The following is a 25,683-nucleotide window of genomic DNA, read 5'->3' as shown; positions in this document are numbered from 1 at the left end:
CTTGAGATGTCTTTTTTTAGGTTTTATTTAGATTTTTTTAGGCTTATTTCAATGCGCATAATAACAGCTAATACCGCACCAAATAATAGTATTCCTAAAAAATATAGAATGTAATTTGAATGGAATAGTAGCTGATGTTTCAAATTTACCTGCTTTTCAGGTTCTTTTCCAGACCCAAGAATGTTGAGGTCTTCTGTTGCATCAGAAAGGAAAGTTGTTCGTTCACATAACCCTGTTTCTAAATCATTCTTTTCTCCATAGGCGTATACAAGATAGTTTTCCCCCTCAATAAATTCCATCCCACATCCTGCTGAGTCAGTTGCAGTTTTGAGCATAATTTGAGATTGTGAAGGACCCTTCCAGATTTGAACGATTTCAATTAAGGCGGTTTTCCCTGTATCTGTTTCTTTCATTTTGATAACTTTTCCTGAAAAGATAGCTGCCTTGTTTTTTAATTCAGATTGAACGGAAGCAGGCTGTGCACAAGAACAAGCGTAACTTTTTTCTTCATTACTTATAAAAACTCCAATTAAAAGCATCAAGCATAATATATATTTTATTTTCAATTTAACGGACCCCCTTTTCAAATCATAGTCGCAATTATTTGTAAAAATGTTACTAAAAGGCAGCGAAAACAAAGGACAAACGCCTGGCATATAGTATGGGTGAATGAATTGAGAAGGGAGCCAGAAAATGAATTACTATGATAATCCATATCCATATCAAATGTATAATCAGTACCGACTGTCCTCAACAGATGAATTAAATGAAGGATTGTATAAATGGGTGAAAGTAACTTTTACAAATGGTACGGAAAAAGAAGTCTTTATTTTTTACTTAGATAAACCATCAGGTGCCGTTTTCATGTTATCTTTTCCGGCATTAACAACTAGTCAAGTGAATGTAAACGATATAAAAAGCTTGGAAGTCTTAAACGAACCTCCTAAATTTGAAGAGGAAGAAGCAGCAGCGCCTGAATCGGAAGGACAAAATGGAGACGGCGGGCAGGAAGAACAAGAACAGCCAGATCCTTTCGAGCAAGCGGGTCAAGGCAGCGGCGGAGAGCCAGGTTCAGGATCGGGAACTGCAGGCGGCCAGGGAAGTCCGTTTGGTCAAATGCCGGGAAGCGGTCAGAATGGCGGAATGCAGGGCGGCCAGGGAAGCACGTTCGGTCAAATGCCGGGAAGCGGTCAGAATGGCGGAATGCAGGGCGGCCAGGGAAGCACGTTCGGTCAAATGCCGGGCAGCGGTCAGAATGGCGGAATGCAGGGAGGCCAAGAAAGTCCGTTTGGTCAAATGCCGGGAAGCGGTCAGAATGGCGGAATGCAGGGCGGCCAAGGAAGTCCGTTTGGCCAGATGCCGGGCAGCGGTCAGAATGGCGGAATGCAGGGAGGCCAAGGAAGTCCGTTTGGTCAAATGCCGGGAAGCGGTCAGAATGGCGGAATGCAGGGAGGCCAGGAAAGTCCGTTCGGTCAAATGCCGGGAAGCGGTCAGAATGGCGGAATGCAGGGAGGCCAGGAAAGTCCGTTCGGCCAGATGCCGGGAAGCGGTCAGAATGGCGGAATGCAGGGAGGCCAGGGAAGTCCGTTCGGTCAAATGCCGGGAAGCGATCAAAGCGGCATGCCGTTTGGCGGTCAGAGATATCAGCATCCTAATCATCCGGTGTTTTACAATCCATATAGCTACTATTGGCAGCAGTAGTTTTGCGAATATAGCTTCAATTTAGGCGAATATACAAGGATATTAAGCGAATAAAAGAATAAGCTTATACGAAGGATTTCCGCACGGAATACCGTTATTAAGGATGGAGATTTTCCCATAAAAAAGAGGAAAAGCAAATGGCTTTTCCTCAAAAAGTGATTATTTTTCAAACAAGCTTGTGCTGTGAAGCGGCTGAACACGCGCTTTTGGATCCATGTAGGCCTTTGCATTGTTAACGGCTGTTGGAGCTTCGCCAAATCCGCTGGCAATCAGTTTTACTTTGCCCTCGTATGTGCAGATATCTCCTGCAGCGTAAATGCCTGGGATATTTGTTTCCATTTTGCTGTTTACGACAATTGAGTTTTTCTCAATTTCAAGACCCCAGTTTTTGATTGGGCCAAGAGATGAAACAAAGCCGAAGTTGACGATGACAGAATCAACTTCGATAACTTCCTTGTGATCGCCTTTTACTTCTTCTAAGACGACTTGCTCAATTTTACCTTCACCAGTTAATTCTTTTGGAATGTATGGGGTGAGCACTTGTACTTTTGAGTTGTTCAAGTTTTCAACACTGTGCTCATGAGCACGGAATTTATCTCTTCTGTGCACAAGTGTCACTTTTTCAGCAATTGGTTCAAGCATAAGTGACCAGTCAACAGCAGAATCTCCGCCGCCGCAAACAAGAACTCGTTGATCTGCAAATTGATTTAAGTCGTCAATGAAGTAATGAAGGTTGCTTTTTTCAAAAGAAGCAGCTTCTTCAAGTTCAATTTTGCGAGGCTGAAATGCTCCATTGCCTGCAGTGATAACAATCGTTTTAGAATAATGCACTTCTTGATCTGTCGTTAATTTGAAGATGCTGTCAGCTTGTTTTTCAACTGTATCTACGGCTTGTTCCAAACATATAGTAGGATCAAACTGCGCCATCTGTTCTTTAAGGTTATTCACTAACTCCTGAGCGCGAACTTTTGGAAATCCTGCAACATCGTATATGTATTTTTCAGGATATAAGGCAGAAAGCTGGCCGCCGAGCTGAGGTAAGCTTTCGATGATTTTTACTGAAGCCTGACGCATGCCGCCGTAAAAAGCTGTAAACAGCCCCACTGGTCCGCCGCCGATGATCGTTATATCGTATACTTTTGTGTCTTCCTTCACAAATATCCCCTCACTTGTAATTGATAATAGTTCTTAATTATAACATATCATATCTCTTTAATCTTTTCATCTGGTAATTGATTAAAGAAATGTGTGATTGTCAGATGAATATGATTATTATAGAGAATGTTTTTATTTTTGTAAAATTCTTAACGTTTTTAATCCTTTAATTTAGTCTTGAAAAAAATATAGCAAATGCTATTATGGAATATAGGCATTATTTATATTCTACTTAATTACAAGCAGTGCATTATTTTGAAAAGTTAAGTGAAGATTTTCACATACTTTTTTATGCAAAACAAAATAAAATGCGGTGAAGTAGCGGAAGATAAGCAAAATAGAACTTATCTGATACTTTACAGCAAAATTCAGAAAAAAAGGTGGATGTGATTCGGTTGAGAAAGCCCAAAATAGTAGTTTTAGGTGCAGGTTACGGCGGATTAATGGCAGTTACTCGTCTTCAAAAAGCGATTGGTGTAAACGAAGCAGATCTTACATTAGTTAACAAAAATGATTACCACTATGAAACAACATGGCTTCATGAAGCGTCAGCAGGTACATTGCATCATGATAAAGCAAGATATCAAGTAAAAGATGTTATTGATAACAGCCGTGTGAAATTTGTGAAAGATACAGTTGTTTCTATCAATAAAGATGAAAAGAAAATCGTCCTTTCAAATGGCGAGCTTGAGTATGATTACCTTGTAATTTCTCTTGGATCAAATCCTGAAACATTCGGAATCAAAGGGTTGAAAGAGTATGCTTTCGGCATTACAAATATCAATTCAGCACGCCAATTGCGCGAGCATATCGAATATCAATTTGCTACTTACAATACAGAAGAAGTTAAACGCGATCAGCGTTTAGCGATCGTTGTGGGCGGAGCCGGCTTTACTGGCATCGAGTTCCTTGGCGAGCTTGCTAATCGTGTTCCAGAGCTTTGCCGCGAGTATGACATTGACCATAAGAAAGTCCGCATTATCTGTGTAGAAGCTGCACCAACAGCTCTTCCTGGATTTGATCCTGAATTAGTAGAGTATGCTGTAAACCATTTAGAGCGCAAAGGTGTCGAGTTTAAAATTGGCACAGCGATCAAAGAATGCGTAGAAGACGGCATTATTGTTGCAAAAGATGATGTGATGGAAGAACTTAAAGCTGATACAGTAGTATGGGCTGCAGGTGTTCGCGGAAACAGCATCGTTGAAGAAGCAGGCTTCGAAAACATGCGCGGACGTGTAAAAGTTGACTCTTACTTAAGAGCTCCAGGTCACGAAGATGTCTTCATCATTGGCGACTGTTCATTAGTCATCAACGAAGAAATCAATCGTCCATATCCTCCAACAGCTCAAATTGCTATGCAGCAAGGTATCACAGCGGCTAAAAATATTGCAGTAGCTGTTCGCGATCAAGGTGAAATGGAAGAATTCAAACCAGACATCAAAGGTACAGTTGCTTCACTTGGCGAAAATGATGCTGTAGGTATGGTTTTTGGCAAGAAAGTAATGGGAACAAAAGCGTCATTCATGAAGAAAATGATTGATAACCGGGCCCTCTTAATGGTTGGCGGTGCAGGGTTAGTCGTTAAAAAAGGTAAATTTAAATTTTTCTAAAATCAGAGTAAAATAAAAGACAAGAGCGATAAGCTTTTGTCTTTTTTTAGTTTAAAGTTTTACTCAGTATATAGGTCTAGCGGAAGCGCCGGACTTCTGACAAGGAATATTCAATATCAAATCTTTCACTAAGGCGTGTGTGCCTTTGTGATAAAAAGGGAGAGTTACCGTGTCAAATAAAAGAGGGAATGTATGGATTGCCGTTTCGGGTGTAGTAGAAAATGAGAATGGTGACTGGCTCGTCGTAAAAAAGAAGTATGGCGGACTAAAAGGAAAATGGTCATTTCCTGCAGGATTCGTCGATGAAGGAGAAACACTGGATGAAGCGATTGTCCGTGAAATCTTCGAAGAAACAGGAATTGAAGCAGAGGTTCAAGGTGTCATTGGCATTCGTTCAGGTGTGATACAAGATAAAATAAGCGATAATATGATTATTTTTAAATTAAAAGCACACACTTCGAGGGTTATTGTTCAAGAAGCAGAGCTATTTGAGGCGGCCTTCATTTCTCCTGAATTACTGAAGAATGATGAGAATTCCTCCTTGCTGCTGCAGTCTTTTGCAGAAGAAGCATTTGAAAAAATCCTCTTTAAAATAGACGGTCTTAACCCTGGAGAACAGTTTGGATATACAGCATATCGTATATTTTTATAATTTTCAAAATAATAAGAAAAATTGAGATATTAGAAGATAAAGCTTGATGTATTCGCTTACATCAACAATCTCGTCAGATTTTCTGCCTTTATCCTTTACAAAGAACCTGATATAGTATCTTCAACATCTAAAAAGAGCATCTTTATATAGGGGGAAAAGAGATGATAAAGACATCTGCTATCGAAAAGAAAGAATGTCCATATTGTTCAGGCAAAGGTTATTTCCAGCTGCTTCTCGGCGGTTCTGAGACGTGCGATTGCTGCCATGGAACAGGGAAGAAGTCGTCATAAAACGTTCAATGTTTTTAAGATTGACTGGCTATCGCTAGTTCAGTACACTTAAATAGGTGTACTGGAGGTGATAGACATGTTTTTACCTGTATTGGTCATATCAATGCTTTTATTCTTTGTTTTATTTTTTGGAATCGGTTTCTTGCTGAACATGCTCCTTCGCATGTCTTGGATCATGGCTATTATCTATCCGATCGTTTGTATTTTGATTGTAGATAAGGTGAAGGTGTCACAATACTTTACCTCACCAGGATCTTCTTTTTCTGCTTTAGGAGAGCGTATTCTATCTCTCGCTTTGGCAGATATCTTAATATTAGTATGCGGTTTTATAGGAGCCATCGTATCAGGCGTTGTTATTAAAATGCTTCGCAAAAGAGGATATCAAATGTTTTAAAAAGGGTGATCTGTACATGGTGTACAGGTCTTTTTATTTTGCTTAAAAAACGCCTATCACTAAAACTTGTAAAATATGGATTCCGCTCCATCTTGAATATTTCGTTTGAATTTTGGAAACGATTATTGATGTGAGAGGAGTGAACAGATCGTAAATGGATAGGATGAAAACATGGTCAAGGCGATTATTAATGACTCTTTTGTTCATAATAGCGCTTGTGACCACTTTAAAAGCTTTTTCAGGTGTGGAGGCAAAGGATTTGTCAACTATGGCTGGATGGAATGAAGCGGGAATGGATTCTGCGAACCATCCGTACAAGCTGACAGGACTTATTTTCAAGGTCATTCACAATGAAAAAAGTGTTGCAACTTCTATCTCTGCAAGCGGCGAAACCGTAAATAAGGAATTGGCGCTTGAAGATGAAATTGACTGGTCACAGTACCCAAAGAAAGAAGTAACAGCTACCGGATATACAGCAGGCTATGAATCCACAGGGAAATATCCTGAGCATCCGGAATACGGCATTACGTATTCGGGTGTAAAAGTGAAAAGAGACTTGTACTCAACTGTAGCAGCTGATTTAAATGTGTTTCCAATCGGAACCATATTATTTATTCCTGGATATGGCTTCGGTGTTGTGGCAGACAAAGGAGGAGCAATTAAGGGGAATAAGCTGGATCTTTATTATGATACCGTTGATGATGTATTTAATAGCTGGGGCAAAAAAACACTAGACATATATATCGTTCAAAAAGGAAATGGGCGATTGACTGAAAATGAATTGACGAAATTAAACGAGAATAAAACGATGCAGGCATTTCGTCAAAAATACATGAAGCCAAAAACGAAAAGTTAATAAGCGACAGCAAGATTGCTGTGGGAATTCCATAGCTCTTTTTTGTGTGAAAGTCATAGGATAAATCCTAAAAAGTCACTTAATTTAGGAACCTGCCCCAAATACGAAAAGCTCAGGTTTCATAACCTGAGCTTTTCTATCTTTTTTCGAAATAGAGTTCGTTATTTCTGCTAAAGAGAGTATATGGGGCATCAAAGAGCACCTATTTCATTGAGTACATTAATTCATCTTTTTCATCAACCTGTGAATGGTGTTCTGGATGAAGTATGGCAGCCAGTTTAGCAAGACCCGCTAAAAGACGGGGGGAAGGTCTGCAATAGAGCTGTTCTTCAAGCAAATGAATTCTGTTTTCTATTACTGCTGTGATGCTTTCTGAAGATGCACGCTTAAGTACGTGCTGGGCCTTCATTCTGCTTTGTTTGACACCAACCCAGGCGAGGCAAATATGATCTGGATTTCTGCGTGCAACGTCGTCCCAGTCAGTTTGTACACTGGCAAGCTCCACATCGCTGAAAATGTTGCGTCCGCCTGCTAATTCACACATTTCAGTCAGCCAGTTCACTTTACCTGGCGTGAAGATTGGATTAGGCCACCATTCAAAATAAACGGAGGGGTAATCTGTCAGTTCAGCTGATTTTTCTTTGTAAGAATCGATAATCTGATGATAGCGTGCAGCAACTTCCTGTGCTTCTTTTTCTTTGCCGGCTGCGATGCCAACTGTTATTAGGTCATTGCCTATATCTTTAAAAGACTGCGGATTTAAAACGAGATGCGGAATCTTTCTTTTTTTTAGTTCTTCTACGTTTTTTTCCATACCAGGAACGCTTAATGAGGCAAGGACGAGGTCTGGCTCCATTTGCTCCACCAGATTCATATCAATGGATAAGTCAGGTCCTAAACGCGGTAGGCCGTTCACCTGCTGCGGCCAGTCTGAAAAGTCATCAACCGCAATTAGCTCATCAGTAAGACCCAAATATGCTGCTAGCTCCGTATTGCTTGGACAAATAGATATAAGTCTCATATCACTCACTCCTCTACAGGATGATAAGGTAATGTAAAAACAAGGTTAATAAAATCCCTGTTAATCCTCCAAAAAATACTTCGATGGGCTGATGTCCCAAAAGCTCCTTCAATTTCTTTTGTTTTTCTTTTTCTTCTTGCTGCGGCCATGATTTTGCCTCACCGACAAATGTATTAAAATCAGTGACGAGTTTATTTAAAACAGTGGCCTGTTCCCCGGCGTGTCTTCGCACTCCCGTAGCATCAAACATCGTAATGATGGCAAATACCGCTGATACTGCAAAAAGGGATGAGGTAAGCCCATTATCAAGCGCTACTCCGGTTGCAAGTGCGGTGACTGCTGCTGAATGGGAGCTTGGCATTCCTCCTGTGCTCGTAATAAGCGTCCAATCAACTTTGCGTGTTATCGCATAAGTGATCGGGACTTTAACAAACTGTGCGAAGAAAATAGCTGCCAAAGAAGCAAGTAAAGGGAAGTTCAGAAATAGCTCCATGAAGTCGGACATCCTTTCAGTTCAAAAATGAAATCTTTGTTACATTATAAATCAATTTGTTCCCCTTGTAAGGGTATAGTTCCATTCAATCAGGTCCTTATCCTCTATCATTTGTTCAAATAGTATAAAAACATTTTCTCCTTTGATACAATGAAGTCAGTGAGAGGGGTGCCGGATCATGTCTCTTTATCCAATGGAATATTACGAATTTTTCGTTCATTTTAATGAAGGCGATTATTATACTTGTCATGATTTGCTTGAAATAATCTGGCTGACAGAAAAGGATAACTTGTTTTTAAAAGGCCTTCTGCAAATGACAGTTGCTATTTATCATTATGAATATGGCAATATTAAAGGAGCAAGGCTTATGATGCAAGCTGGACACTCATACATACAAAGTTACCGTCCATTCCATTGGGGAGTAGACCTTGAAAAAGTAAATGCATTCATTGAAGAATGTTTAGCGATTATTCCTGCCGGCATTCAGTCTGTTTCATTTGAAAAAGTGGGACAATTGCCTAAATTGCCTGCTCTATTTCTATACCTTAAAGAGGAGCAGGGGTAGCCTGAAGTGCGATAAAATTTAATGGAGGTGTGTTTTCATGTTTCATATTCAATCGAATGTAAAATGGAGCGAAGAAACAATTATTTTTGGATTGTTTCAAAAGTCAAGTCCGTTTGAAGGTCCTATCGCTGAACTTGATCAGCAACTAGAAGGCCAAATTACGGCACTAGTAAAAGACGGAGATATTTCTGCCAAAAAGAAAGAAATCTCAAAAGTACATACGTTAGGGAAAATCGGCTCGAAACGGGTATATTTTGCCGGTCTCGGTAAAGAAAAAGAATACGACTTCGATACAGCAAGAGAATCGTTTGCGAAGCTTTTTAAAACAATGCAAAAAGCTAAAATTCAATCATTCACCATCGCACTTGATACATTTACCGGAGAAAATGTTTATTTCAATGAAGCGGCTCATGCTTTAGCTGAAGTGCTGCCACTCGCTACATATAAAATCCAGGATTATAAACAGAAATCAAATGAACCTGAACGAAACATCAATCAGGTCACAATTATTTCAAGTGCAGATGAAGCTGAAATCCGTTCTAGTCTGACAGTCGGGTCTGCATTTGGAGAGGGAACAAATTCAGCAAGAACACTTGTGAATATGCCAGGCAATATTTTGACAGCAACAGAACTTGCTAAATACTCAGTGGATGTGGCTCAAAAATATGGCTTTGAATATGAAGTGCTTGAAAAAGAAGACATGGAGAAGCTTGGCATGGGTGGACTGCTCGCTGTTAATAAAGGATCCGAAGAGCCCCCAAAAATGATTGTGCTAAAATATCAGGGCAAGGAAGAATGGACAGATGTCATTGGCTTAGTAGGAAAAGGAATTACATTTGATACAGGCGGATACTCCATCAAGCCAAAAGACGGCATTGTCGGCATGAAATCAGATATGGGCGGCGCAGCAGCAGTTCTCGGAGCAATGGAGATCATTGGCCAGTTAAAACCTGAGCAAAACGTTCTTGCTGTGATTCCATCAACTGACAACATGATTAGCGGGAACGCCTTCAAACCGGACGATGTTATTGTTTCTCTAAGCGGGAAAACAATTGAAGTGTTAAATACAGATGCTGAAGGACGCTTAGTGCTGGCAGATGGAATTACATATGCTAAGCATCATGGAGCCAATTATTTAGTAGATGTCGCAACACTTACTGGAGGAGTCATTATTGCCCTTGGCACTCATACTACCGGAGCAATGACGAATAATGAGGCGTTATTCGAACAAGTATTGGAGGCTTCGCATGAATGCGGAGAGCCAATCTGGAGATTGCCGATCACGAAAAAAGACATTGAAAAAGTGCGCGGCAGCAAAATGGCCGACTTAAACAATTCACCAGGACGAGAAGGCCACGCCATCATGGCAGGAACCTTTATCGGCGAGTTTACAGATGGCACGCCATGGGTTCACTTAGATATCGCAGGAACAGCTACAACTTCAAAAGCAGATGATCTTGGACCAACCGGCGGAACAGGTGTAATGGCTCGTACACTGGCTGCGTTTGTTGAACGGTTTGAGGTTTGATTTTATTGAGAGGCACTGACTAAAGTGCCTTTTTTTTGTGGTGGTGTATCTAAGATGAGTGTTGTCGGCACGGATAATAGGACAGCTGTTCCGGCTGATATAACCTGGGTTCCAGATTATAAGAAAGCCCCAGCAGACTATAAAACATGTTTTCCGGATAATAATTCCGAAAACATCTATTCTGGACAGCCCCCGTGGGTGAAAATGTGTGATTTCCCTTGTTTTGGTGAGGTCAAATGGACAAGTGCATCTCACATTACCGGTTAAGAAAGGAATAGACAGCATGGCCAAATTCATCTTAGAGGAATAGAAGCTATGCAAATCCTTTAGTCTGCTAATATAATAAAATTTTATGATTGACACTAAAAAAAGAAGTATGTTATTTTAGTTCTATTGATATTTTATTTCTCTAATACATTAGCATGTTAAAGTATTTGAATTCCGGAGGTTATATAGATGAATGCAGTTATTCTGGCTGTTCTAGTTATGCTTGTTTTAAGTTTGCTGCGGGTGAATGTCGTATTTGCTCTCGTAGCTGGAGCTCTTGTTGGAGGGTTAGCAGGCGGATTGGATTTAAAGACAACAATAGAGACGTTTACCGGCGGCCTTGGCGGGAACGCGACAGTCGCATTAAGTTATGCGCTTCTGGGCGCTTTTGCTGTAGCCTTATCAAAAACAGGTTTGCCTGATGCGATGGTTGAAGGAGCCATCAAGTTAGTTGGAAAAGAAGGGGAAGAGAAAAGAAAATCTCTTTCAAAAGTTCTAATTCTAATGATTATCTTGATTATTTCTATATTTTCTCAAAATGTTGTACCGGTTCATATCGCATTTATACCAGTATTAATTCCACCTTTATTAAAGGTGTTAAATCAATTGCAGCTAGATCGCCGTTTAATTGCAGTTGTGATTTCTTTCGGGTTAATTACCCCATATATGCTATTGCCTGTTGGTTTCGGAGCTATTTTCCATGATATTCTTCAGAAGAATATGGCAGCAGGCGGATTGACTGTGAGTCTTAAGGATATTCCACAAGCGATGCTGATTCCTTCTGCAGGAATGGTTGTCGGTTTAGTCGTTGCGTTTTTTACGTACAGAAGAAAACGGATGTATGAGACAAAAGATATTGCGGGACAAGTAGCTGCAGTGTACACGAAAAAAAGTGTTTCTTTCGCCATACTTGCCATTGTTGTTTCACTAAGTGTTCAATTATTTCTCTCACAGGCATTAGAAGTTGAAGGCATGATTTTCGGAGCTTTGGCCGGAATAATTGTGCTTTATGCAACAGGATCAATGAAATGGAATGAAGCGGATCAGCTTTTAACGACTGGAATGAGAATGATGGCATTCATTGGATTTGTGATGCTGGCTGCATCAGGATTTGCATCAGTCATGCAAGCAACGGGTCATATTGAAACATTGGTCAAAACGTCTGCTGAAATAGTTGGAGGCAATCAGTCGCTTGCAGCAATTTTAATGCTGCTTGTAGGTTTACTTGTTACAATGGGGATCGGTTCTTCGTTCTCAACGGTGCCGATCATTGCCACTATTTTTGTTCCGCTTTGCCTTGAGCTTGGTTTTAGCCCTATGGCAACCATTGCGCTAGTTGGTACAGCAGGAGCACTCGGTGATGCAGGTTCCCCTGCATCTGACAGCACTCTTGGACCAACGTCTGGTTTGAATGCTGATGGAGAGCACAATCACATTTGGGATACTTGTGTACCTACATTCCTGCATTACAACATTCCGTTAGTTATATTCGGATGGATTGCTGCTATTGTGCTTTAATATGGAAAGGCCGATCTTTGGATAGATCGGCCTTTTCCTTTTTTACATTTATTTTGAATTAAATTGAAAAGACCGTGAATTAATTCGTATTAGCTGCAAAAGTGCCTGGCAGTTTTTGCCTGGAAGTAAAAAAGAAAACCGGCTCATTGGCCGGCTTCAACACTTTTTACGTGCTGTTTAGCTATGGTGGTCTTGCTTTTTTCCTATTTCAATCTCTCCAGTAACTCCTCATCATCCATTTCAAGGATTGTTTCTATTAGCTCTGGCTGTTTAGATAAAATGGTTTTCTCATATGTTTCGCGCTCTTTTTCACTTAAGAAATAACGCTTCATTTGCAAGACTGTCATGAAAGTTCACCTCTTTTGCAAGATTTCAGTTTAGTATTTTCCAAATATGGAATCTTTTATACATGAAATCTATCATCCTGTAAGATTTTATCGAATTTTGTCTAGTTATGCAACAATCTTCAGCTGAGAAGGAGTTGGAAATAGTCAAATCGAATTACTTATTATAAAAAATAAGGGGTGCTGTAAATGAACTGGATGAAACAGCATAAAATACTTACAGGAGCTATTTTTATTTTGGCATGCTGTGCGGGCATCACTTTTTTAATCTTGAACGATATGATCTTGCAAAAGCCAGTGCAAACAGAGGAGCAGGTCAGCAAAGTAATAAATGAGAGTGCTGATAAACTGAATGAAGTCGATCTCAGTAAAAATCCATTTCAGGATGGAATGGATACAATCAGTGAAGATCAGATCCAAAAATACCTGCATGGAATGTCCCATCAGAAGGTTGAAGCAAAAGATAAATGGAGTCACTATGAAATAACAGAAGAAAGAATTCTATATTTAATAAAACAAATAGAGAGCGACGCTGATATCGAACATTCGGATTTATATTTGGATATTTTAAGCAGGTGGCTAAAAAATGATTTTTCCCGTGCCGATAAGGATCATAATGCGATTTGGAGCCTTCAGGGAGGGACGATCGGAAAAGCAACTGGGATATTGTCTGAGGAAGAGGAAATGCAGTATCTTACTGAAAATGAGGACAAAATAAAATAAAACACATGAGAGATCTCATGTGTTTTTCCTTGTGGATATTGAAATAAGGTTATCAGTGTCCAGCTCTGGCGCCCTAGCTCATATTGATAAAGACAATTGCCCAAGAAGGCAAAAAGCGCCTTCTCCGGTTAATTGACATTTGATCTCCAATGAGTCAATTAACCACCTTGATCAATTCCTAATATCTTCGCTGGCTGACCAAGGCGCCTGGGATTTTGATCTTGAATTAAGCGACGCGATGCTTGCTGAGATTAGTTGCTTTGTGAACCGCATTATAAACGCGGGGAGCAATGACGGCTCCAATGGCTGTGAAAATGACATCTTTCACCATGAACCATGTCATCACAACCCAAGCGGCAGAATAGCTCATATCAACATTCAGCCAATAATTCAGTGCAGCGTACATATATGTCGTTCCGATGATATAGATAAGTGCAATTCCAACAAATGATGAAACAAAGAATACAGGCAAAGTTGGTTTTTTGCTTGCTTCTACTATTTTTCCAACCACATAAGCTGCAGCGATATAGGATAAAATAAATCCGCCAGTGCTTCCGAAAATAACCCCAATGCCTCCGCTGAACTGAGCGAATACAGGTGCACCTGCAATTCCAACCAGTGCATAAACAGTCATTGATAAAGCACCGAGCCTGCTTCCAAGCAATAAACCTGCTAAAATACAGAAAAAGGGCTGCATGGATAAAGGAACAGTACCAACCGTTAAAAACGAAGTCAAATTGGCGCCAATTGCCATTAAAGCTGCAAACATCCCAACAAGTGCTAAATCATAAGCTCTTAATTTGTTTTTCATTCTATCATCCCCCATAGATGCTATGTATCTTTCTATAAAAAGAGTACTGAATCGAAAGAGATATGTCAACTTGATTTTTTATCAGTTAACTAAAAGGGAGTGAAGGGATGTATTTTGGTAAGGTTAAAAGCAAAGGTGACCCAAATCGTGTTCCGCCCAACCAGCATGTAACAACTAAGTTTCCAGTTCTTCATGCAGGAAATGTTCCTTATTATGATTTAAGCAAGTGGGATCTGCAGGTTTTTGGGCTGCTGAATCATCCAAAAAGGTTTACGTTTGAAGACTTGATGTCGATGCCGCAAATCGAGCAGGGAAATGATATTCATTGCGTCACTGGCTGGTCAAAGCTTGATAATGTATGGAAGGGAATCAGCACACGTCAGCTTGTGCAGGACTTAGGTTTACATGAAAACGCAAAGTTTTGCATCTTGCATGCAGAAGAAGGCTGGACAACAAACTTGCCTATTGAAGATTTCCTTCGTGAAACAAGCTTGCTTGCCCACTCCCATAATGGGGAGCCGTTAACACCTGAGCACGGTTTTCCATTCAGAGCTGTCTTTCCTCATTTGTATTTCTGGAAAAGTGCAAAATGGGTACGTGCGATCCAATTTACAGAGTATAATCATCCTGGATTTTGGGAACGAAATGGGTATCACATGAAGGGGGATCCATGGAAAGAAGAACGTTTTACGTGGGATTAAGGAATGCACCAATCTGCTTGGTGTATTTTTTTGTGAGAAAACTTGAAAAGGAAAACACCGCTAGAACAGCGCCGTCGAAAAATGAGGAAAATCCGATGGGCGCGATTTATCATCTTCGTCTATAATTAGGAGGTTGTCTATTTCTCACAAATGTTCGGAGTGACTTATAAATGTATTTCATCTTGCTTGTTCTCGTTTCACTCATACCGCTAATGCTTGGAATGATCATTTATATGAACGAAAAAACCATCCTATCAAGAGCGATCGTCTATTTTTTGATTATGCTTTTCATTTGGCAAATCGATGTTGCTCTTTTATATGGGACAAACTTATTTTCAATCGAAACAGCAGAAATGTTATTTAAAATTGGCCGTTTTGGTTCGATTATGATTATGCCGATCTTATTTTATTTCATGTATTTAATGATAACGGTCAAAGAAAATGGGGCAAAGAGAAAAGCGTGGTTCCGTTTTATTAACATAAAAACACTTTATATCTTAGTCTTATACAGTTTGCTTGTTTTCGCCATAAATTTATCCTCTTATGGAGTATCAGGCTTGAAAGTAATGGAACATGATTTTTATCCAAATCATTATTATCCCATTTTCGGTTCTTTTAACTGGACGTATTACTTGAATGTCATTTTTATTTTCTTTAACATCATTCTGCTTATTAATGTTTCGAAGCAGCTGGAAAATAAGGATTTGAAATCCTTCAGTATTTTTTTCTGTACTTCAATCCTTTTTGTCTTCGTAAACGGCATTTTATCAGGCTATAGGGTGATGCCTCTTTTTCTTTCAAGCTTTGGTTCTGTTCTATCAACGATGATTATCTTTATGGCTTATTTCATTATGCATTCAAAAAGAATTCAATATATGAACCGCGATTTGAGGGAGCAAAAGGATTTTCTCCATAAGGTAATGGATTTGAACCCAAGCTATATTTATGTAAAAAATCATGAGCTGAAATTCGTGCTTGTTAACAAGGCTATGTCCACTTTGTACGGAAAAGAAGTGTCTGAACTAATCGGAAAGGTTGACTCAGACTTTAATGATCAGCCTGATCAAATTAAAAAAATCCGTGATGAAGAGCTGCGAATTTTGGCATGGGAAATGGAAAAATGGGCTGAACCTGAACTTGCCATCGATTCATCCGGGAATACACGCTGGATTGAAGTAACCAAAATACCAGTAAGATTAGAGGGAGAAACCTATATTCTTTGTATCGGAAATGATGTTACTCAAAAGAAAAGAGATGCAGAGGTGATTTTGAAATCTGAAAAAATGAGTGTAGTCGGAGAATTGGCTGCAAGCATCGCTCATGAAATCCGTAATCCGCTCACATCGATTAAAGGCTTTGTGCAAATTCTGCAGGAGGATGAGGGGAACCGGTCTAATCGGGAACATTTAAGAGTGATGTCAGAAGAAATTGACCGGATCAATGAGGTAGTCGGAGAACTGCTGCTGATTGCGAAACCTCAAGTAGAAAATGTGGTATCAGTTGATCTTCAAAGTGTTTTAGAAGATGTGATGACACTGATGAAAAGCAGCGCTGTTCATCATAACGCTATACTTAAGCTAGAAAAGACAGATGGCTTATTTAAAGTGAATGGCAATAAAAATCACTTAAAGCAAGTATTTATTAACTTGATAAAAAACGCGATTGAGTCCATGCCTGAGGGAGGTACGGTGCATACTAAAATCGATCGGAAAGCAGATGGATCCATTTGCATCTCGATTGCGGACCAGGGCATTGGTTTAAGGAAAGAGCGAATCGAAAAGCTCGGAGAACCTTTTTATACGACAAAGGATAAAGGGACAGGTCTTGGTTTAACCGTTTGCTATAAAATTATCCGTGAAGAGCACAGCGGGGAAATTAAGTTTGATAGCGAGGAAGGACGCGGAACGACTGTTCAAGTCATCCTTCCTTAGGGAAAATGTAAACCCTAGGCTAGGCCGGGTTCCATTAAGCTTTCAGCGAAATAATAAATAACTCTTCCGAGGTGCTAAAATATATTTTGTTTGCCAACATATATCTTAGCAATCTCATCCGAATGGTGCCCTGGAAACGGTAAAAAGCGAAATCCAGGTACTCATACGATCAGAATGGTGCCCTGGAAACGGTAAAAAGCGAAATCCAGGTACTCATACGATCTAAATGGTGCCCTAGAAAACGGAAAAAGTGAAAATCAGGTACTCATACGATCCGAATGGTGCCCTGGAAACGGGAAAAAGCGAAATCCAGGTACCCATTCATATATCGATCCATTAATTTAGAAAAAAAATCTAGAGTTATCCGCCTGCTGCTTTTGTTTTTTGCTTAAAGGCATTCGTTCCAATGACACCGGCAATGATAAAAAACGCACCAACCCAATGATAGGGATAAATTTTTTCATTTAAAATAAGTGCACCAGCAATTATGGAAATAACGGTTGATAGATTAGCAAACACACTCATTTGTGAAGCAGGGATTTTTGAAAGGACATAGTTTGATAAAAAAGAGGTTAACAGTGTCGCTAAAACTCCTAAATAGAACGTGAATAATAGAAATGATGTGTTTGTCCATAACGAGATATATTGAACGAAATCGCCTGCTGCAAGATGCTGGATGATGGCGTAAAAGTTAAAGAAGATAAAACCGAATGTCACCATGATAAAGCTCAGCTGCAGCGGCGAGTAAGAAACAGACAGAAATCTTGCCATTACTGTATATCCGGCGATCGATAAACAGGCAATAAATAATAAGAAAAATCCAAGCATGCTGTTAAATTCGATGCTAGCGCCTTTCATAATGAAGATATAAACGACCCCGAAAATGGACATAAAAATAAAGAGAATTTGTACAATCGTTGTTTTCTCTTTTAAAAAGACAGAAGCCATCACAGCGATTAATATTGGGGCAAAAGCCATTAATATGCCGCCTTCAGCTGAAGACGTGTATAAAAGACCGAACGCTTGAAAGCTAAAAAACATCGTCGGATAAAAGAGAGCGAGCAAAAGAAGATAAACAAAGGATTTGCCATTGTTTTTGAAGGACGGAAGTTTAATAGGCACAAAGAATTGCAGGATAAGCAAGACAAGAAAAGCAAGTGTAAATCGGTAGGATAATGTATCAGCCGGCGATGCATCCTCTAGTGCGAGCTTTGTAAATAAAAAGGAAAGTCCAACGATAGAAGCATTCAATAAAGCGCCAAGATAAGGGAGTACCTGTTCTGACTTCATCTCTCATTCCTCTTTTCTTATATCATATGTTCACCTTATCATGTTTTCTGGAATAGGGAAAAAGGTTGTATGATGAATTTTTCCATTATCAAGATGAGCTTGAGCAATCCTTGAGGGGTTTTTATATAGGATATGCTACTATAGTAACTATCTTGAATTAAAGAGGTGTTCATATGAAAATTGAAGTTTGGTCAGATTTTGTCTGTCCATTTTGTTATATAGGGAAACGCAGATTAGAAGAAGCACTTGCACAGTTTCCGCATAAAGATCAAGTAGAAGTTGAGTTTAAAAGCTTTGAATTAGACCCTAACGCGCCAGTGAGCAGCGGGAAAAGCATTCATGAGGCACTTGCATCAAAGTACGGCATGAGCATTGATCAGGCGAAGGATGCAAACGCAGGAGTCGGCAAGCAGGCAGCAGGTGTTGGTCTGACTTTTCGTTTTGATGAGATGAAACCAACAAACACGTTTGATGCTCATCGCTTGGCAAAGCACGCAAAGCATCACGGAAAAGAAGCTGTCGTGACAGAAAAACTGCTTTATGCCTATTTCACGGAGTCTAAGGATCTTGGCAATCTTGAAACGCTGGCAGACATTGGAGAAGCGTCAGGTCTTGATAGACAAGAAGCTTTAACGGTTCTTAATGACAAGACTGCTTTTGCAAATGATGTCCGGAATGATGAGGGAATGGCAAAACAATACGGTATTAGCGGAGTTCCATACTTTGTGATTAATCAAAAATATGCCATTTCAGGGGCACAGCCGACAGAAACATTTGCCGGAGCACTTCAAAAGGTATGGGAAGAAGAGAATCCTGCTCCGAAATTCCAGGATCTTTCACCAGGAAACGGAGACGATGCATTCTGTGCTGATGGAAGCTGTGCAGTTCCGCCAAGAAATGAATAATCGTTTTAAATGAATCCTGCACAACATGTACTTCATTTAATATGCCAAAAAAACCAAAAATTAAGAGCCTGGAAACTGTTCCTAGGCTCTTTTTTGTCGTTTTTCACATGGGCTGTTCAATTGCGGTGACTCAATAAACAAAGAACAACCGGCCCAACAGAGCCGGTTGTTCATCTAATTAGTTTACTGCAATTTCTTTATCAAGAGCTACATCAACTGGAACGAATGTATAGCCAAGGTCACGGGCTACAGCTTCATACGTGATGTCGCCTTTTGCAACGTTAACACCAGCTTTAAGAGCAAGATTATCAGCGATTGCCTGATTAACGCCTTTGTTTGCGATTTGAAGTGCATATGGCACTGTTACGTTTGTAAGTGCGATTGTTGATGTTCTAGGAACAGCCCCAGGCATATTGGCAACAGCGTAATGAAGAACGCCATGCTTTTCATAAGTTGGGTTATCGTGAGTTGTGATGTGATCAACTGTTTCAACGATACCGCCTTGGTCGATTGCCACGTCAACGATGACAGAGCCTGGTTTCATTGATTGAACCATTGCTTCTGATACAAGTGTTGGAGCTTTAGCACCAGGAATTAATACAGCACAGATTAATAGGTCTGCTTCTGCAACAGCATTTGCAATATTGATAGGATTAGACATTAATGTCTTAATTTGATTTCCGAAGATATCATCCAATTCACGAAGACGGTCAGCACTCAGGTCAATAATTGTAACATCTGCGCCTAAGCCGATCGCCATTTTTGCAGCATTTGTTCCAACAACACCGCCGCCGATGATTGTTACTTTACCGCGGCTTACACCGGGAACGCCTGCAAGCAGAATGCCTTTGCCGCCTTTTGGTTTTTCCAGGAATTGTGCGCCGATTTGAGCAGCCATGCGTCCAGCTACCTCACTCATTGGCGTTAACAATGGCAGTGTGCGTCCTGTTGTTACTGTTTCGTAAGCAATTGCAGTGACACCTTTATTTTTAAGTGCTTCTGCTAAAGTTGGTTCAGCAGCTAAATGCAGGTAAGTGAAAAGAATAAGTCCATCGCGGAAATATTCGTACTCTGATGGTAAAGGTTCTTTTACCTTCATAACCATTTCAGCAGCCCATACATCTTTAACATCTTCAGCAATGATTGCACCAGCCGCAGCGTAATCTTCATTAGTGAAACCGCTTCCAATACCAGCGTCTTTTTGGATAAGTACTTTATGTCCAGTTGCCACCATTTGTGTAACCCCGCCAGGCGTTAATGCAACACGATTTTCATTATTTTTAATCTCTCCAGGAACTCCAATAATCATTTGAAACCCTTCCTCCTTTAAGCGTGCAGTTCAACCTGCGCAGCTTTTAAAAAATGTGTGATAATTTCTTGAATATGAGATTAGTATAAAGCGTTTTCTTACACATTTGTTTGTTTAAAAAAGAGAAAGGATTTCTGGTCTTTTGTGAAATTTCACAAACTCATTTTATCGAGCTTTAAATGAAGATATACTGTTATTTTTTGGTTGGGATCTCTTAAATCAAGTTCAGCAATTTGAGAAATGCGTTTCATGCGATAGCTTAATGTATTGACATGAACATTAAGCGCTTTGGCCGCTTCATTTACATTGCTGTCTTTGTCCAAGTAAATCTCCAATGTTTCAATAAGGTTTGTGTGGTGCACGTCGTCGTATTCTTTGAGTCTTCTGAGCGCGTAATTGAGAAATCCTTCTTGCTTGTGTTTTTCGTGCAGCAAGTCTAGATATTGATAGATTCCCAGTTCAGAAAAGCTGATCAGTCCTTCGGTTTCTTTACCAAAACGCTTCTTAATATTTTGAACGGCAATTGCTTCTTTATAGCTGAGTTCGATTTGGTCGGTTTGAGTGTATATACTTCCTATTCCCGCTTTCACATGCTCGATTCTAAATCGTTCTTTAAGCTGAAGGATGGTCCAATCCACAAATTGTTTGATATCAGTAAGAGGCTGATTGCTTTTAGGAGAAAGCAGAATGATCAGTTCATTTTGATCAAGAGTAGATAGGATGATATGAACCTGCTGCGTTGTTTGAAGCAGGTAATTGATTTGTTTTTCGGTCGGTTCCTTAATCTCTTCATTGAATCGGAATAAGACCACAGAGTGCTGTGATGGAGGAGTGATTCCGATTTCATGAAAACCATTTGAGATGTCATTCTCATGATGAATATGTCCGGTCAGCAGCTTCCAGAAAAACTCTTGATTTCTTTCTTCTTTTTTCGATTTGCGATTATGCAAATTTAGAAGTTTATTCTTTACAACCTGAGCGGCTTTTTTAAGGAGATCAAGCTCATCTTCGCTCAATGTTTTATTAATTTCCAGAGCCCATATAAAACCAAGGACCTCGTTGTTTTTCCAAATGGAGATAGCGATCCGGTTGCCAAGTCCCACCTCATCGATGTTTTTTACACGAATCGGATCATCTGTCTGCAGGAGGGTGGGAATGGTTCCGTCTCTCCATAGGCTGTTAATGACTTTTTCAGGGACGCGGCGGCCGATGATGGTTGAGATTCTTGCAGGGTCTGTGCAATCATCGTGAGTACTGTAGGCAAGAAGGCGGTGATTAATATCTTCTATAGTAATCGGACATTGAAGAACTTCACTGATACGATCTGCAACATCTTCAAGCCGGTCAGCATTATATTTAAAAGCATCATTAGCTGATAGGTTCATTGTGATTCACCTGCTTTTTCTATTTAAAATTTTGTAAAAGGCTTGGGGATGAATTAATTTTCAAAAGGTACATCCTTATGGATATTATGTTACTAGCATTTGTAAAAATCAACAAAAAGGGAGAAAGCGCTTTTTGTTTTTTGACAATGTAAAAAAACGGCGTCAGATGACGGCCGTTAATTTTTTAGATATAAGAAAGTGTAAGATTTAGCGCATTGATAGCGGGCGGAGTGCCCAACTCCTCGCCAAGAACAAATTGGACAAAAAATCAGAACCGGACTTTTATGCCGGATTCTTATCTGTCCTGTGCTATACGGGCGCTTGCGCTTTTCTTAATTGTAGACTTTCCATTTTTCCAGCAGCTTCTGTTCTTGATGAAGAGATATACCAGCTTTGCGCTCTTCATCTAAACGAGCCAGATCCCATTCATAGACATCCTTCAGAGTATAATCAAGCGGTCTGAATGTCAGTCCGTGCTCAATTGCTTTTTCAATATTCAGCCTGAAAAATCCTTTCCAAGGCTCAGAATCAGAACCGTCTATTCCAAAATGCTCCGGAATCCAAAGCGGCATTTGAACCCAAGGAGATATTTTTTCATCGAATAGGAATTTTTCGCTTACCCACTTGATTTCAGCGTTGCTCCCTGTTACTTTCTTGCATTCATTTAAGAGCTCTTCCATTGTGACTTGAGGCCCAGTGGCATTGAAAACACCAGCCACTTGTTTTTCCGCCATTTCAACGATCCATTTGCCTAAGTCACGGGTATCAATCAATTGAACGGGTCTATCAGGATCTCCCGGTGCTAATACAGTTCCGCCTTTAGCAATCCTATTTACCCAATAAGGTAAACGATCTGTATAATCATTCGGTCCAACAAGCTGTCCCGCACGAATATGCAGCACTTTTCCGGGCATATATTCATCCGCGGTCTTCTCGCATAGTGCTTTTAATGCACCATAATGAATCAAGCGCTTTTGTTTCGTTTCGTCTGCATAGATCTCCTGAAGAATTTCAGATGAAATCGTTTCAACCTCTGCTTTTTCATCAATCCCAGCTTTTATGGGATTCGGCAGAACAGATAGGCTTGAGATAAAAGTATAATGCTTGATGCGTGAAGATAGCTGCTGCATAACATCCTCAATATGTTTTGGAACGAAACCGCATGTATCAACGACTGCATCCCATGAACGGTTTTGCAAAGCGCGAACATCATTCTCACGATCTCCGATTAAATGCTCAGCTTCAGGAAAGAGATTTTGCTGTGATCCCCTATTGAATAGTGTAACGCTGTGGCCTTTTTTCATTGCTGCTTCAACAATATGCTTTCCAAGAAAACGAGTTCCGCCTAAAACAAGAAGCTTCATTATGGATACCTCCAGATCTAAGTTCTATTAGATGATGTGAAACTTTGATAAAATAATGGAAAGAAGGAAGGAGCGATCATATGAATACTACGATTATTACTGGTGCTTCACGAGGACTAGGCGAAGCGATTGTAAAACAGCTATTAAAACCCGATCATCAAATCATCTATCTCTCAAGATCTGAAAATAAAGAACTAAGACAGCATGCTGTTGAAAATGGGGCTGTCCTCCATTTTGTTCCATGCGATTTATCAAATGCTGCTCAAATTGAAGCTGCGATTCCAGCTATTTTCGAAAAGATTGACTGGAGTTCAGCAGATAAGGTGACCCTTATTAACAATGCAGGCACAGTTAATCCGATGAAGCCGGTTGGGAAAGCATCAGTTTCAGAGATTGAAGCGCATGTTCAGCTGAATTTAATCGCTCCAATGGTTTTATCTAACGCTTTTGCCGCACAAACGGAGACTGCTGATACTGATAAAGTGGTTGTCAATATCTCATCAGGTGCGGCAAATAATCCGATTTACGGATGGAATGCTTACTGCAGTTCGAAAGCGGGATTAGATATGTTCACCAAGGCATTCGGGCTTGAGCAAAGACAGGCAAAGCATCCTGTTACTGTTCTATCATTCTCACCTGGAATAATGGATACAGATATGCAAGGCACGATCCGCAATTCGAAGCCTGAAGACTTTGCAGAAGTTGCCCGATTCCAGGAATATCACGAAACAGGCAAGCTAAGATCTGCTGATTTTGTAGCAGGTGTGCTGCTGAAATTGTTAGGCGGTCCCCTTGAAAATGGACGAGTGTATGACATCAAAGAATTAATTTAATTAGCTGCGGGACATTCTGTTAGGGAATGTTCCGTTTTTTTCTTTAGAGATATATGATTCGGTTTTTCTTCTCGGTCAATAAAACATCGATACAGGACCCGAAAATCCTGGTTTACGGATAATAAATCATAGAGTTACCGGCTAGCCTATCCCCGGCACTGCCTTTTTTCTGCTCACGAAACACTCAGTTCTTTGCTCCAGCTTCCTTGAAGCTTGCGGATGTAAATAATTTGACCAACATGACTTGCATTGTGAATAGTAACGTTTAGCAGAACGGAAATCCAAGGCTCGTTATTGTCTTCACGAACATCAGATTGCAGCTGTTCGTCCGGTGTTTTTTCCAATTCATTTATCCATTCTTTCATGACAAGAAACAGCTGTTCTTTTGTATCGAGCCAGCTTTCACCTTCCTTGATGGAGAATGTTTCATCATTGGAATGGGGATGACTTGATAAGGTCTCTTTTTTAAAAAGCTTAAGATGCCTTGTGTTATAGAAAACCAAGTGATTCACAATCTCCCAAATAGAGTGAAGAGCATCATCTTTCTTCCATGCTGCTTGTTTTTCTGTTACATCTGTAAGAGCAGTTTCTAAAGAAGCAAACCAATTATCTTCAAAAAAGCATGCCAGCAATTGTTCCTTAAAAATGTTTTTTGCAGAATCCATTCATTCATCTCCTTTATATAAGACTTTCCACAAGTCACCTGGATTTTCCTTTCTCAATCTCGGAAAATCATTTTCACATCATTTCACATAATTCTCCCATTATGTTATGACATCAAATGGATAGGATAAGGAAGAAAGATAAAAAAGGAGTGATGGAAAAATGAAAAACAGGAAATTGCTGACTGCCTGTACAGCTTTGGCCCTTGTGATTCCAACAACCGCATTGGCCAACGCGGAAAAAATGCAGACTTATGAGCAGACAATGTCAGAAAAGCAAAATGAAATGAAGCAAGAGTGGGCTGAGAAAAGGGCCGAACGTAAACAAAAGCTTCTACAGTTAGTAAGTCAGTATTCACCTGAAACAAAGCAGGAATGGGAGAACGCATTTTCGGAAAGAGAAGAGCTGATGAAGCAGCTGGATAAATCAGATCTTAAAGAAAAGCGTCATGAACTCAGAGCGAAAAGAAAACAGGAAATCGCTGAGTTTAAAGAAAAAGTGAAAAATGGCGAAATAACCAAGGAACAAATGAGAGAAAAGATAGAGAGTTTTAAGGGAAACAAAAGGGAGCATCGAGAAGGCAGAAGTGAAATGAGAGAGCAGTGGAAAGAAGCTATTGAAAAGAATGACAAAGTAAAAATTCAACAGCTCCTGGATGGGAAGCTAACGCGTTTTAAAGAACATAATCAGAAGCTGAAACAGTTTATACAAGAACAAGCAAAGAGCTAGGCTGCTTGGGACGTCAAAGAGGCGTCCCTTTTCCTTGCTGAAATTTATTTGCTTCTATAATTTTGTTTTTCCCTATGGCAACAATAAATAAATCACATATATATAATCAAAGACAAACTCTATAGCGTTATTTTAGCTGTTTGGCTGTCAGCTCTGATAGCTTTTCATCCATTTCTGTGCGGTCGAATGAAGAATACCAGCGATAATCATCCCCATCAATAATGCGATAGTGAGAGCTAATTAGGTTTTGCTGCAGCTTAAATCCTTCAATCTTGGCAATATCTTTCCACCAAATTTTACCGCCAAGCGTCTTTTCTTTGCGCGACTGCATTTTTTGATGGGCGACAAGCTGGAGAATATCAAGAGGATCGCCGCCTGTTGTCTGCTGCAGAACATTGCTGTCCCTAAATAGGGCACATAATGCAGCGATTGTAGACCATGAGGCTTCCTGGCGACCCTTTTCAATCTGCACGAGTGTTTTTTTGGAGAGACCAAGCACTTCAGCCATTTCTTCCTGAGTATAGCGACTTTCGGTCCGGATTAAACGGATTTGCCCAGATAGGCTTGTTGTTAGCTCTTGCTTATTCATTAGAGAACTCCTTTACCATCGTTTAGTGTAATTCTACACGAATTGTAATGGAACTC

27 protein-coding genes are annotated in these 25,683 nt (G+C 40.0%); 15 read left to right on the top strand and 12 right to left on the bottom strand.

Annotated elements, in window-relative coordinates; genetic code table 11:
- Positions 1–23 precede the first annotated feature (23 nt).
- Positions 24–566 (bottom strand): hypothetical protein, encoded by a 543-nt coding sequence (locus CYJ36_RS13890; RefSeq protein ID WP_101567870.1) that lies wholly within the window; start codon positions 564–566, stop codon positions 24–26.
- Between the two features lie 127 nt (positions 567–693).
- Here CYJ36_RS13890 and CYJ36_RS13885 point away from each other — a divergent pair, with 127 nt between their 5' ends.
- On the top strand, positions 694–1,701 hold the full coding sequence (locus CYJ36_RS13885) for a hypothetical protein (RefSeq protein WP_101567869.1): 1,008 nt from the start codon (positions 694–696) through the stop codon (positions 1,699–1,701).
- Positions 1,702–1,860: 159 nt separating this feature from the next.
- On the opposite strand, the gene yumC is transcribed toward CYJ36_RS13885, so the two are convergent.
- Positions 1,861–2,856 (bottom strand): ferredoxin--NADP reductase 2, encoded by a 996-nt coding sequence (gene yumC / locus CYJ36_RS13880; RefSeq protein ID WP_101567868.1) that lies wholly within the window; start codon positions 2,854–2,856, stop codon positions 1,861–1,863.
- 386 nt (positions 2,857–3,242) lie between these two features.
- On the opposite strand from yumC, the gene CYJ36_RS13875 reads away from it, so the two are divergent.
- From CYJ36_RS13875 to CYJ36_RS13860, 5 genes are all read left to right on the top strand, one after another.
- A complete protein-coding gene (locus tag CYJ36_RS13875; RefSeq protein WP_180850328.1) occupies positions 3,243–4,466 on the top strand; it encodes an NAD(P)/FAD-dependent oxidoreductase in 1,224 nt (407 codons plus the stop codon).
- Between the two features lie 169 nt (positions 4,467–4,635).
- Positions 4,636–5,118 carry an NUDIX domain-containing protein gene (locus tag CYJ36_RS13870; protein WP_101567866.1) on the top strand — a complete coding sequence of 161 codons (483 nt, stop codon included), beginning with the start codon at positions 4,636–4,638 and terminating at the stop codon, positions 5,116–5,118.
- Positions 5,119–5,279: 161 nt separating this feature from the next.
- Complete coding sequence (locus tag CYJ36_RS23690; protein WP_180850326.1) at positions 5,280–5,408, top strand: YuiA family protein; 129 nt, start codon at positions 5,280–5,282, stop codon at positions 5,406–5,408.
- A 76-nt stretch (positions 5,409–5,484) separates the two neighbouring features.
- The gene (locus CYJ36_RS13865; protein ID WP_101567865.1) at positions 5,485–5,802 is read left to right on the top strand and encodes a YuiB family protein; all 318 of its coding nucleotides are present in this window, start codon (positions 5,485–5,487) and stop codon (positions 5,800–5,802) included.
- Between the two features lie 154 nt (positions 5,803–5,956).
- Positions 5,957–6,658 (top strand): 3D domain-containing protein, encoded by a 702-nt coding sequence (locus tag CYJ36_RS13860; RefSeq protein ID WP_101567864.1) that lies wholly within the window; start codon positions 5,957–5,959, stop codon positions 6,656–6,658.
- 202 nt (positions 6,659–6,860) lie between these two features.
- On the opposite strand, the gene CYJ36_RS13855 is transcribed toward CYJ36_RS13860, so the two are convergent.
- Together CYJ36_RS13855 and CYJ36_RS13850 are read right to left on the bottom strand one after the other, a co-directional pair.
- Positions 6,861–7,679, bottom strand: coding sequence for a cobalamin-binding protein (locus CYJ36_RS13855; protein WP_101567863.1), 819 nt, complete (start codon positions 7,677–7,679; stop codon positions 6,861–6,863).
- A gap of 13 nt (positions 7,680–7,692) precedes the next feature.
- A complete protein-coding gene (locus CYJ36_RS13850) occupies positions 7,693–8,172 on the bottom strand; it encodes a divergent PAP2 family protein (protein ID WP_101567862.1) in 480 nt (159 codons plus the stop codon).
- A gap of 178 nt (positions 8,173–8,350) precedes the next feature.
- Between CYJ36_RS13850 and CYJ36_RS13845 the strand changes: the two genes are divergently transcribed.
- The 3 genes from CYJ36_RS13845 to CYJ36_RS13830 all read left to right on the top strand — a co-directional run bounded on the left by CYJ36_RS13845 (position 8,351) and on the right by CYJ36_RS13830 (position 12,050).
- Positions 8,351–8,737 carry a DUF309 domain-containing protein gene (locus CYJ36_RS13845; RefSeq protein WP_101567861.1) on the top strand — a complete coding sequence of 129 codons (387 nt, stop codon included), beginning with the start codon at positions 8,351–8,353 and terminating at the stop codon, positions 8,735–8,737.
- 37 nt (positions 8,738–8,774) lie between these two features.
- Positions 8,775–10,265, top strand: coding sequence for a leucyl aminopeptidase (locus CYJ36_RS13840; protein WP_101567860.1), 1,491 nt, complete (start codon positions 8,775–8,777; stop codon positions 10,263–10,265).
- A gap of 456 nt (positions 10,266–10,721) precedes the next feature.
- Positions 10,722–12,050 (top strand): Na+/H+ antiporter family protein, encoded by a 1,329-nt coding sequence (locus CYJ36_RS13830; RefSeq protein ID WP_101567858.1) that lies wholly within the window; start codon positions 10,722–10,724, stop codon positions 12,048–12,050.
- A gap of 203 nt (positions 12,051–12,253) precedes the next feature.
- Here CYJ36_RS13830 and CYJ36_RS23685 read toward each other — a convergent pair whose 3' ends face one another.
- Positions 12,254–12,397 (bottom strand): hypothetical protein, encoded by a 144-nt coding sequence (locus CYJ36_RS23685; RefSeq protein ID WP_180850324.1) that lies wholly within the window; start codon positions 12,395–12,397, stop codon positions 12,254–12,256.
- Between the two features lie 186 nt (positions 12,398–12,583).
- On the opposite strand from CYJ36_RS23685, the gene CYJ36_RS13825 reads away from it, so the two are divergent.
- A complete protein-coding gene (locus CYJ36_RS13825; RefSeq protein ID WP_101567857.1) occupies positions 12,584–13,117 on the top strand; it encodes a DUF6241 domain-containing protein in 534 nt (177 codons plus the stop codon).
- 226 nt (positions 13,118–13,343) lie between these two features.
- Here CYJ36_RS13825 and CYJ36_RS13820 read toward each other — a convergent pair whose 3' ends face one another.
- A complete protein-coding gene (locus tag CYJ36_RS13820) occupies positions 13,344–13,928 on the bottom strand; it encodes a biotin transporter BioY (protein WP_101567856.1) in 585 nt (194 codons plus the stop codon).
- A gap of 107 nt (positions 13,929–14,035) precedes the next feature.
- On the opposite strand from CYJ36_RS13820, the gene CYJ36_RS13815 reads away from it, so the two are divergent.
- Together CYJ36_RS13815 and CYJ36_RS13810 are read left to right on the top strand one after the other, a co-directional pair.
- Entirely contained in the window at positions 14,036–14,629 is a 594-nt protein-coding gene (locus CYJ36_RS13815) for a sulfite oxidase-like oxidoreductase (protein WP_101567855.1), read from the top strand.
- Positions 14,630–14,799: 170 nt separating this feature from the next.
- Positions 14,800–16,560: an ATP-binding protein gene (locus CYJ36_RS13810; protein ID WP_101567854.1), complete on the top strand. Its 1,761-nt coding sequence runs from the start codon at positions 14,800–14,802 to the stop codon at positions 16,558–16,560.
- Positions 16,561–16,920: 360 nt separating this feature from the next.
- On the opposite strand, the gene CYJ36_RS13805 is transcribed toward CYJ36_RS13810, so the two are convergent.
- The gene (locus CYJ36_RS13805) at positions 16,921–17,850 is read right to left on the bottom strand and encodes a DMT family transporter (protein ID WP_101567853.1); all 930 of its coding nucleotides are present in this window, start codon (positions 17,848–17,850) and stop codon (positions 16,921–16,923) included.
- Positions 17,851–18,023: 173 nt separating this feature from the next.
- Here CYJ36_RS13805 and CYJ36_RS13800 point away from each other — a divergent pair, with 173 nt between their 5' ends.
- Positions 18,024–18,755 carry a DsbA family oxidoreductase gene (locus CYJ36_RS13800; protein WP_101567852.1) on the top strand — a complete coding sequence of 244 codons (732 nt, stop codon included), beginning with the start codon at positions 18,024–18,026 and terminating at the stop codon, positions 18,753–18,755.
- A 178-nt stretch (positions 18,756–18,933) separates the two neighbouring features.
- Here CYJ36_RS13800 and ald read toward each other — a convergent pair whose 3' ends face one another.
- The 3 genes from ald to CYJ36_RS13785 all read right to left on the bottom strand — a co-directional run bounded on the left by ald (position 18,934) and on the right by CYJ36_RS13785 (position 22,813).
- Entirely contained in the window at positions 18,934–20,064 is a 1,131-nt protein-coding gene (gene ald / locus CYJ36_RS13795; RefSeq protein ID WP_101567851.1) for an alanine dehydrogenase, read from the bottom strand.
- Positions 20,065–20,216: 152 nt separating this feature from the next.
- Positions 20,217–21,449, bottom strand: coding sequence for a PucR family transcriptional regulator (locus CYJ36_RS13790; RefSeq protein WP_101567850.1), 1,233 nt, complete (start codon positions 21,447–21,449; stop codon positions 20,217–20,219).
- Between the two features lie 332 nt (positions 21,450–21,781).
- A complete protein-coding gene (locus CYJ36_RS13785) occupies positions 21,782–22,813 on the bottom strand; it encodes an SDR family oxidoreductase (RefSeq protein WP_101567849.1) in 1,032 nt (343 codons plus the stop codon).
- 80 nt (positions 22,814–22,893) lie between these two features.
- On the opposite strand from CYJ36_RS13785, the gene CYJ36_RS13780 reads away from it, so the two are divergent.
- Entirely contained in the window at positions 22,894–23,646 is a 753-nt protein-coding gene (locus tag CYJ36_RS13780) for a (S)-benzoin forming benzil reductase (protein ID WP_101567848.1), read from the top strand.
- Between the two features lie 173 nt (positions 23,647–23,819).
- On the opposite strand, the gene CYJ36_RS13775 is transcribed toward CYJ36_RS13780, so the two are convergent.
- Entirely contained in the window at positions 23,820–24,311 is a 492-nt protein-coding gene (locus CYJ36_RS13775; RefSeq protein WP_101567847.1) for a DinB family protein, read from the bottom strand.
- 160 nt (positions 24,312–24,471) lie between these two features.
- Here CYJ36_RS13775 and CYJ36_RS13770 point away from each other — a divergent pair, with 160 nt between their 5' ends.
- Positions 24,472–25,038: a hypothetical protein gene (locus CYJ36_RS13770; protein ID WP_101567846.1), complete on the top strand. Its 567-nt coding sequence runs from the start codon at positions 24,472–24,474 to the stop codon at positions 25,036–25,038.
- A gap of 127 nt (positions 25,039–25,165) precedes the next feature.
- Here CYJ36_RS13770 and CYJ36_RS13765 read toward each other — a convergent pair whose 3' ends face one another.
- Complete coding sequence (locus CYJ36_RS13765; RefSeq protein WP_101567845.1) at positions 25,166–25,627, bottom strand: helix-turn-helix transcriptional regulator; 462 nt, start codon at positions 25,625–25,627, stop codon at positions 25,166–25,168.
- Positions 25,628–25,683 lie beyond the last annotated feature (56 nt).

The sequence above is a fragment of the Bacillus sp. UMB0893 genome, assembly GCF_002858905.1.
Taxonomy (GTDB): Bacteria; Bacillota; Bacilli; order Bacillales; family Bacillaceae; genus Bacillus_P.
The sequence above is the reverse complement of the archived record's forward strand: the minus strand, read 5'-3'. Positions and strand labels throughout refer to the sequence as shown.

Coding starts and splice junctions, on each gene's coding strand:
- CYJ36_RS13885 (WP_101567869.1), top strand. CDS start 694: ATGAATTACTATGATAATCCATATCCATATCAAATGTATAATCAGTAC.
- CYJ36_RS23690 (WP_180850326.1), top strand. CDS start 5,280: ATGATAAAGACATCTGCTATCGAAAAGAAAGAATGTCCATATTGTTCA.
- CYJ36_RS13865 (WP_101567865.1), top strand. CDS start 5,485: ATGTTTTTACCTGTATTGGTCATATCAATGCTTTTATTCTTTGTTTTA.
- CYJ36_RS13860 (WP_101567864.1), top strand. CDS start 5,957: ATGGATAGGATGAAAACATGGTCAAGGCGATTATTAATGACTCTTTTG.
- CYJ36_RS13855 (WP_101567863.1), bottom strand. CDS start 7,679: ATGAGACTTATATCTATTTGTCCAAGCAATACGGAGCTAGCAGCATAT.
- CYJ36_RS13850 (WP_101567862.1), bottom strand. CDS start 8,172: ATGGAGCTATTTCTGAACTTCCCTTTACTTGCTTCTTTGGCAGCTATT.
- CYJ36_RS13845 (WP_101567861.1), top strand. CDS start 8,351: ATGTCTCTTTATCCAATGGAATATTACGAATTTTTCGTTCATTTTAAT.
- CYJ36_RS13840 (WP_101567860.1), top strand. CDS start 8,775: ATGTTTCATATTCAATCGAATGTAAAATGGAGCGAAGAAACAATTATT.
- CYJ36_RS13830 (WP_101567858.1), top strand. CDS start 10,722: ATGAATGCAGTTATTCTGGCTGTTCTAGTTATGCTTGTTTTAAGTTTG.
- CYJ36_RS23685 (WP_180850324.1), bottom strand. CDS start 12,397: ATGACAGTCTTGCAAATGAAGCGTTATTTCTTAAGTGAAAAAGAGCGC.
- CYJ36_RS13825 (WP_101567857.1), top strand. CDS start 12,584: ATGAACTGGATGAAACAGCATAAAATACTTACAGGAGCTATTTTTATT.
- CYJ36_RS13820 (WP_101567856.1), bottom strand. CDS start 13,928: ATGAAAAACAAATTAAGAGCTTATGATTTAGCACTTGTTGGGATGTTT.
- CYJ36_RS13815 (WP_101567855.1), top strand. CDS start 14,036: ATGTATTTTGGTAAGGTTAAAAGCAAAGGTGACCCAAATCGTGTTCCG.
- CYJ36_RS13810 (WP_101567854.1), top strand. CDS start 14,800: ATGTATTTCATCTTGCTTGTTCTCGTTTCACTCATACCGCTAATGCTT.
- CYJ36_RS13805 (WP_101567853.1), bottom strand. CDS start 17,850: ATGAAGTCAGAACAGGTACTCCCTTATCTTGGCGCTTTATTGAATGCT.
- CYJ36_RS13800 (WP_101567852.1), top strand. CDS start 18,024: ATGAAAATTGAAGTTTGGTCAGATTTTGTCTGTCCATTTTGTTATATA.
- ald (WP_101567851.1), bottom strand. CDS start 20,064: ATGATTATTGGAGTTCCTGGAGAGATTAAAAATAATGAAAATCGTGTT.
- CYJ36_RS13790 (WP_101567850.1), bottom strand. CDS start 21,449: ATGAACCTATCAGCTAATGATGCTTTTAAATATAATGCTGACCGGCTT.
- CYJ36_RS13785 (WP_101567849.1), bottom strand. CDS start 22,813: ATGAAGCTTCTTGTTTTAGGCGGAACTCGTTTTCTTGGAAAGCATATT.
- CYJ36_RS13780 (WP_101567848.1), top strand. CDS start 22,894: ATGAATACTACGATTATTACTGGTGCTTCACGAGGACTAGGCGAAGCG.
- CYJ36_RS13775 (WP_101567847.1), bottom strand. CDS start 24,311: ATGGATTCTGCAAAAAACATTTTTAAGGAACAATTGCTGGCATGCTTT.
- CYJ36_RS13770 (WP_101567846.1), top strand. CDS start 24,472: ATGAAAAACAGGAAATTGCTGACTGCCTGTACAGCTTTGGCCCTTGTG.
- CYJ36_RS13765 (WP_101567845.1), bottom strand. CDS start 25,627: ATGAATAAGCAAGAGCTAACAACAAGCCTATCTGGGCAAATCCGTTTA.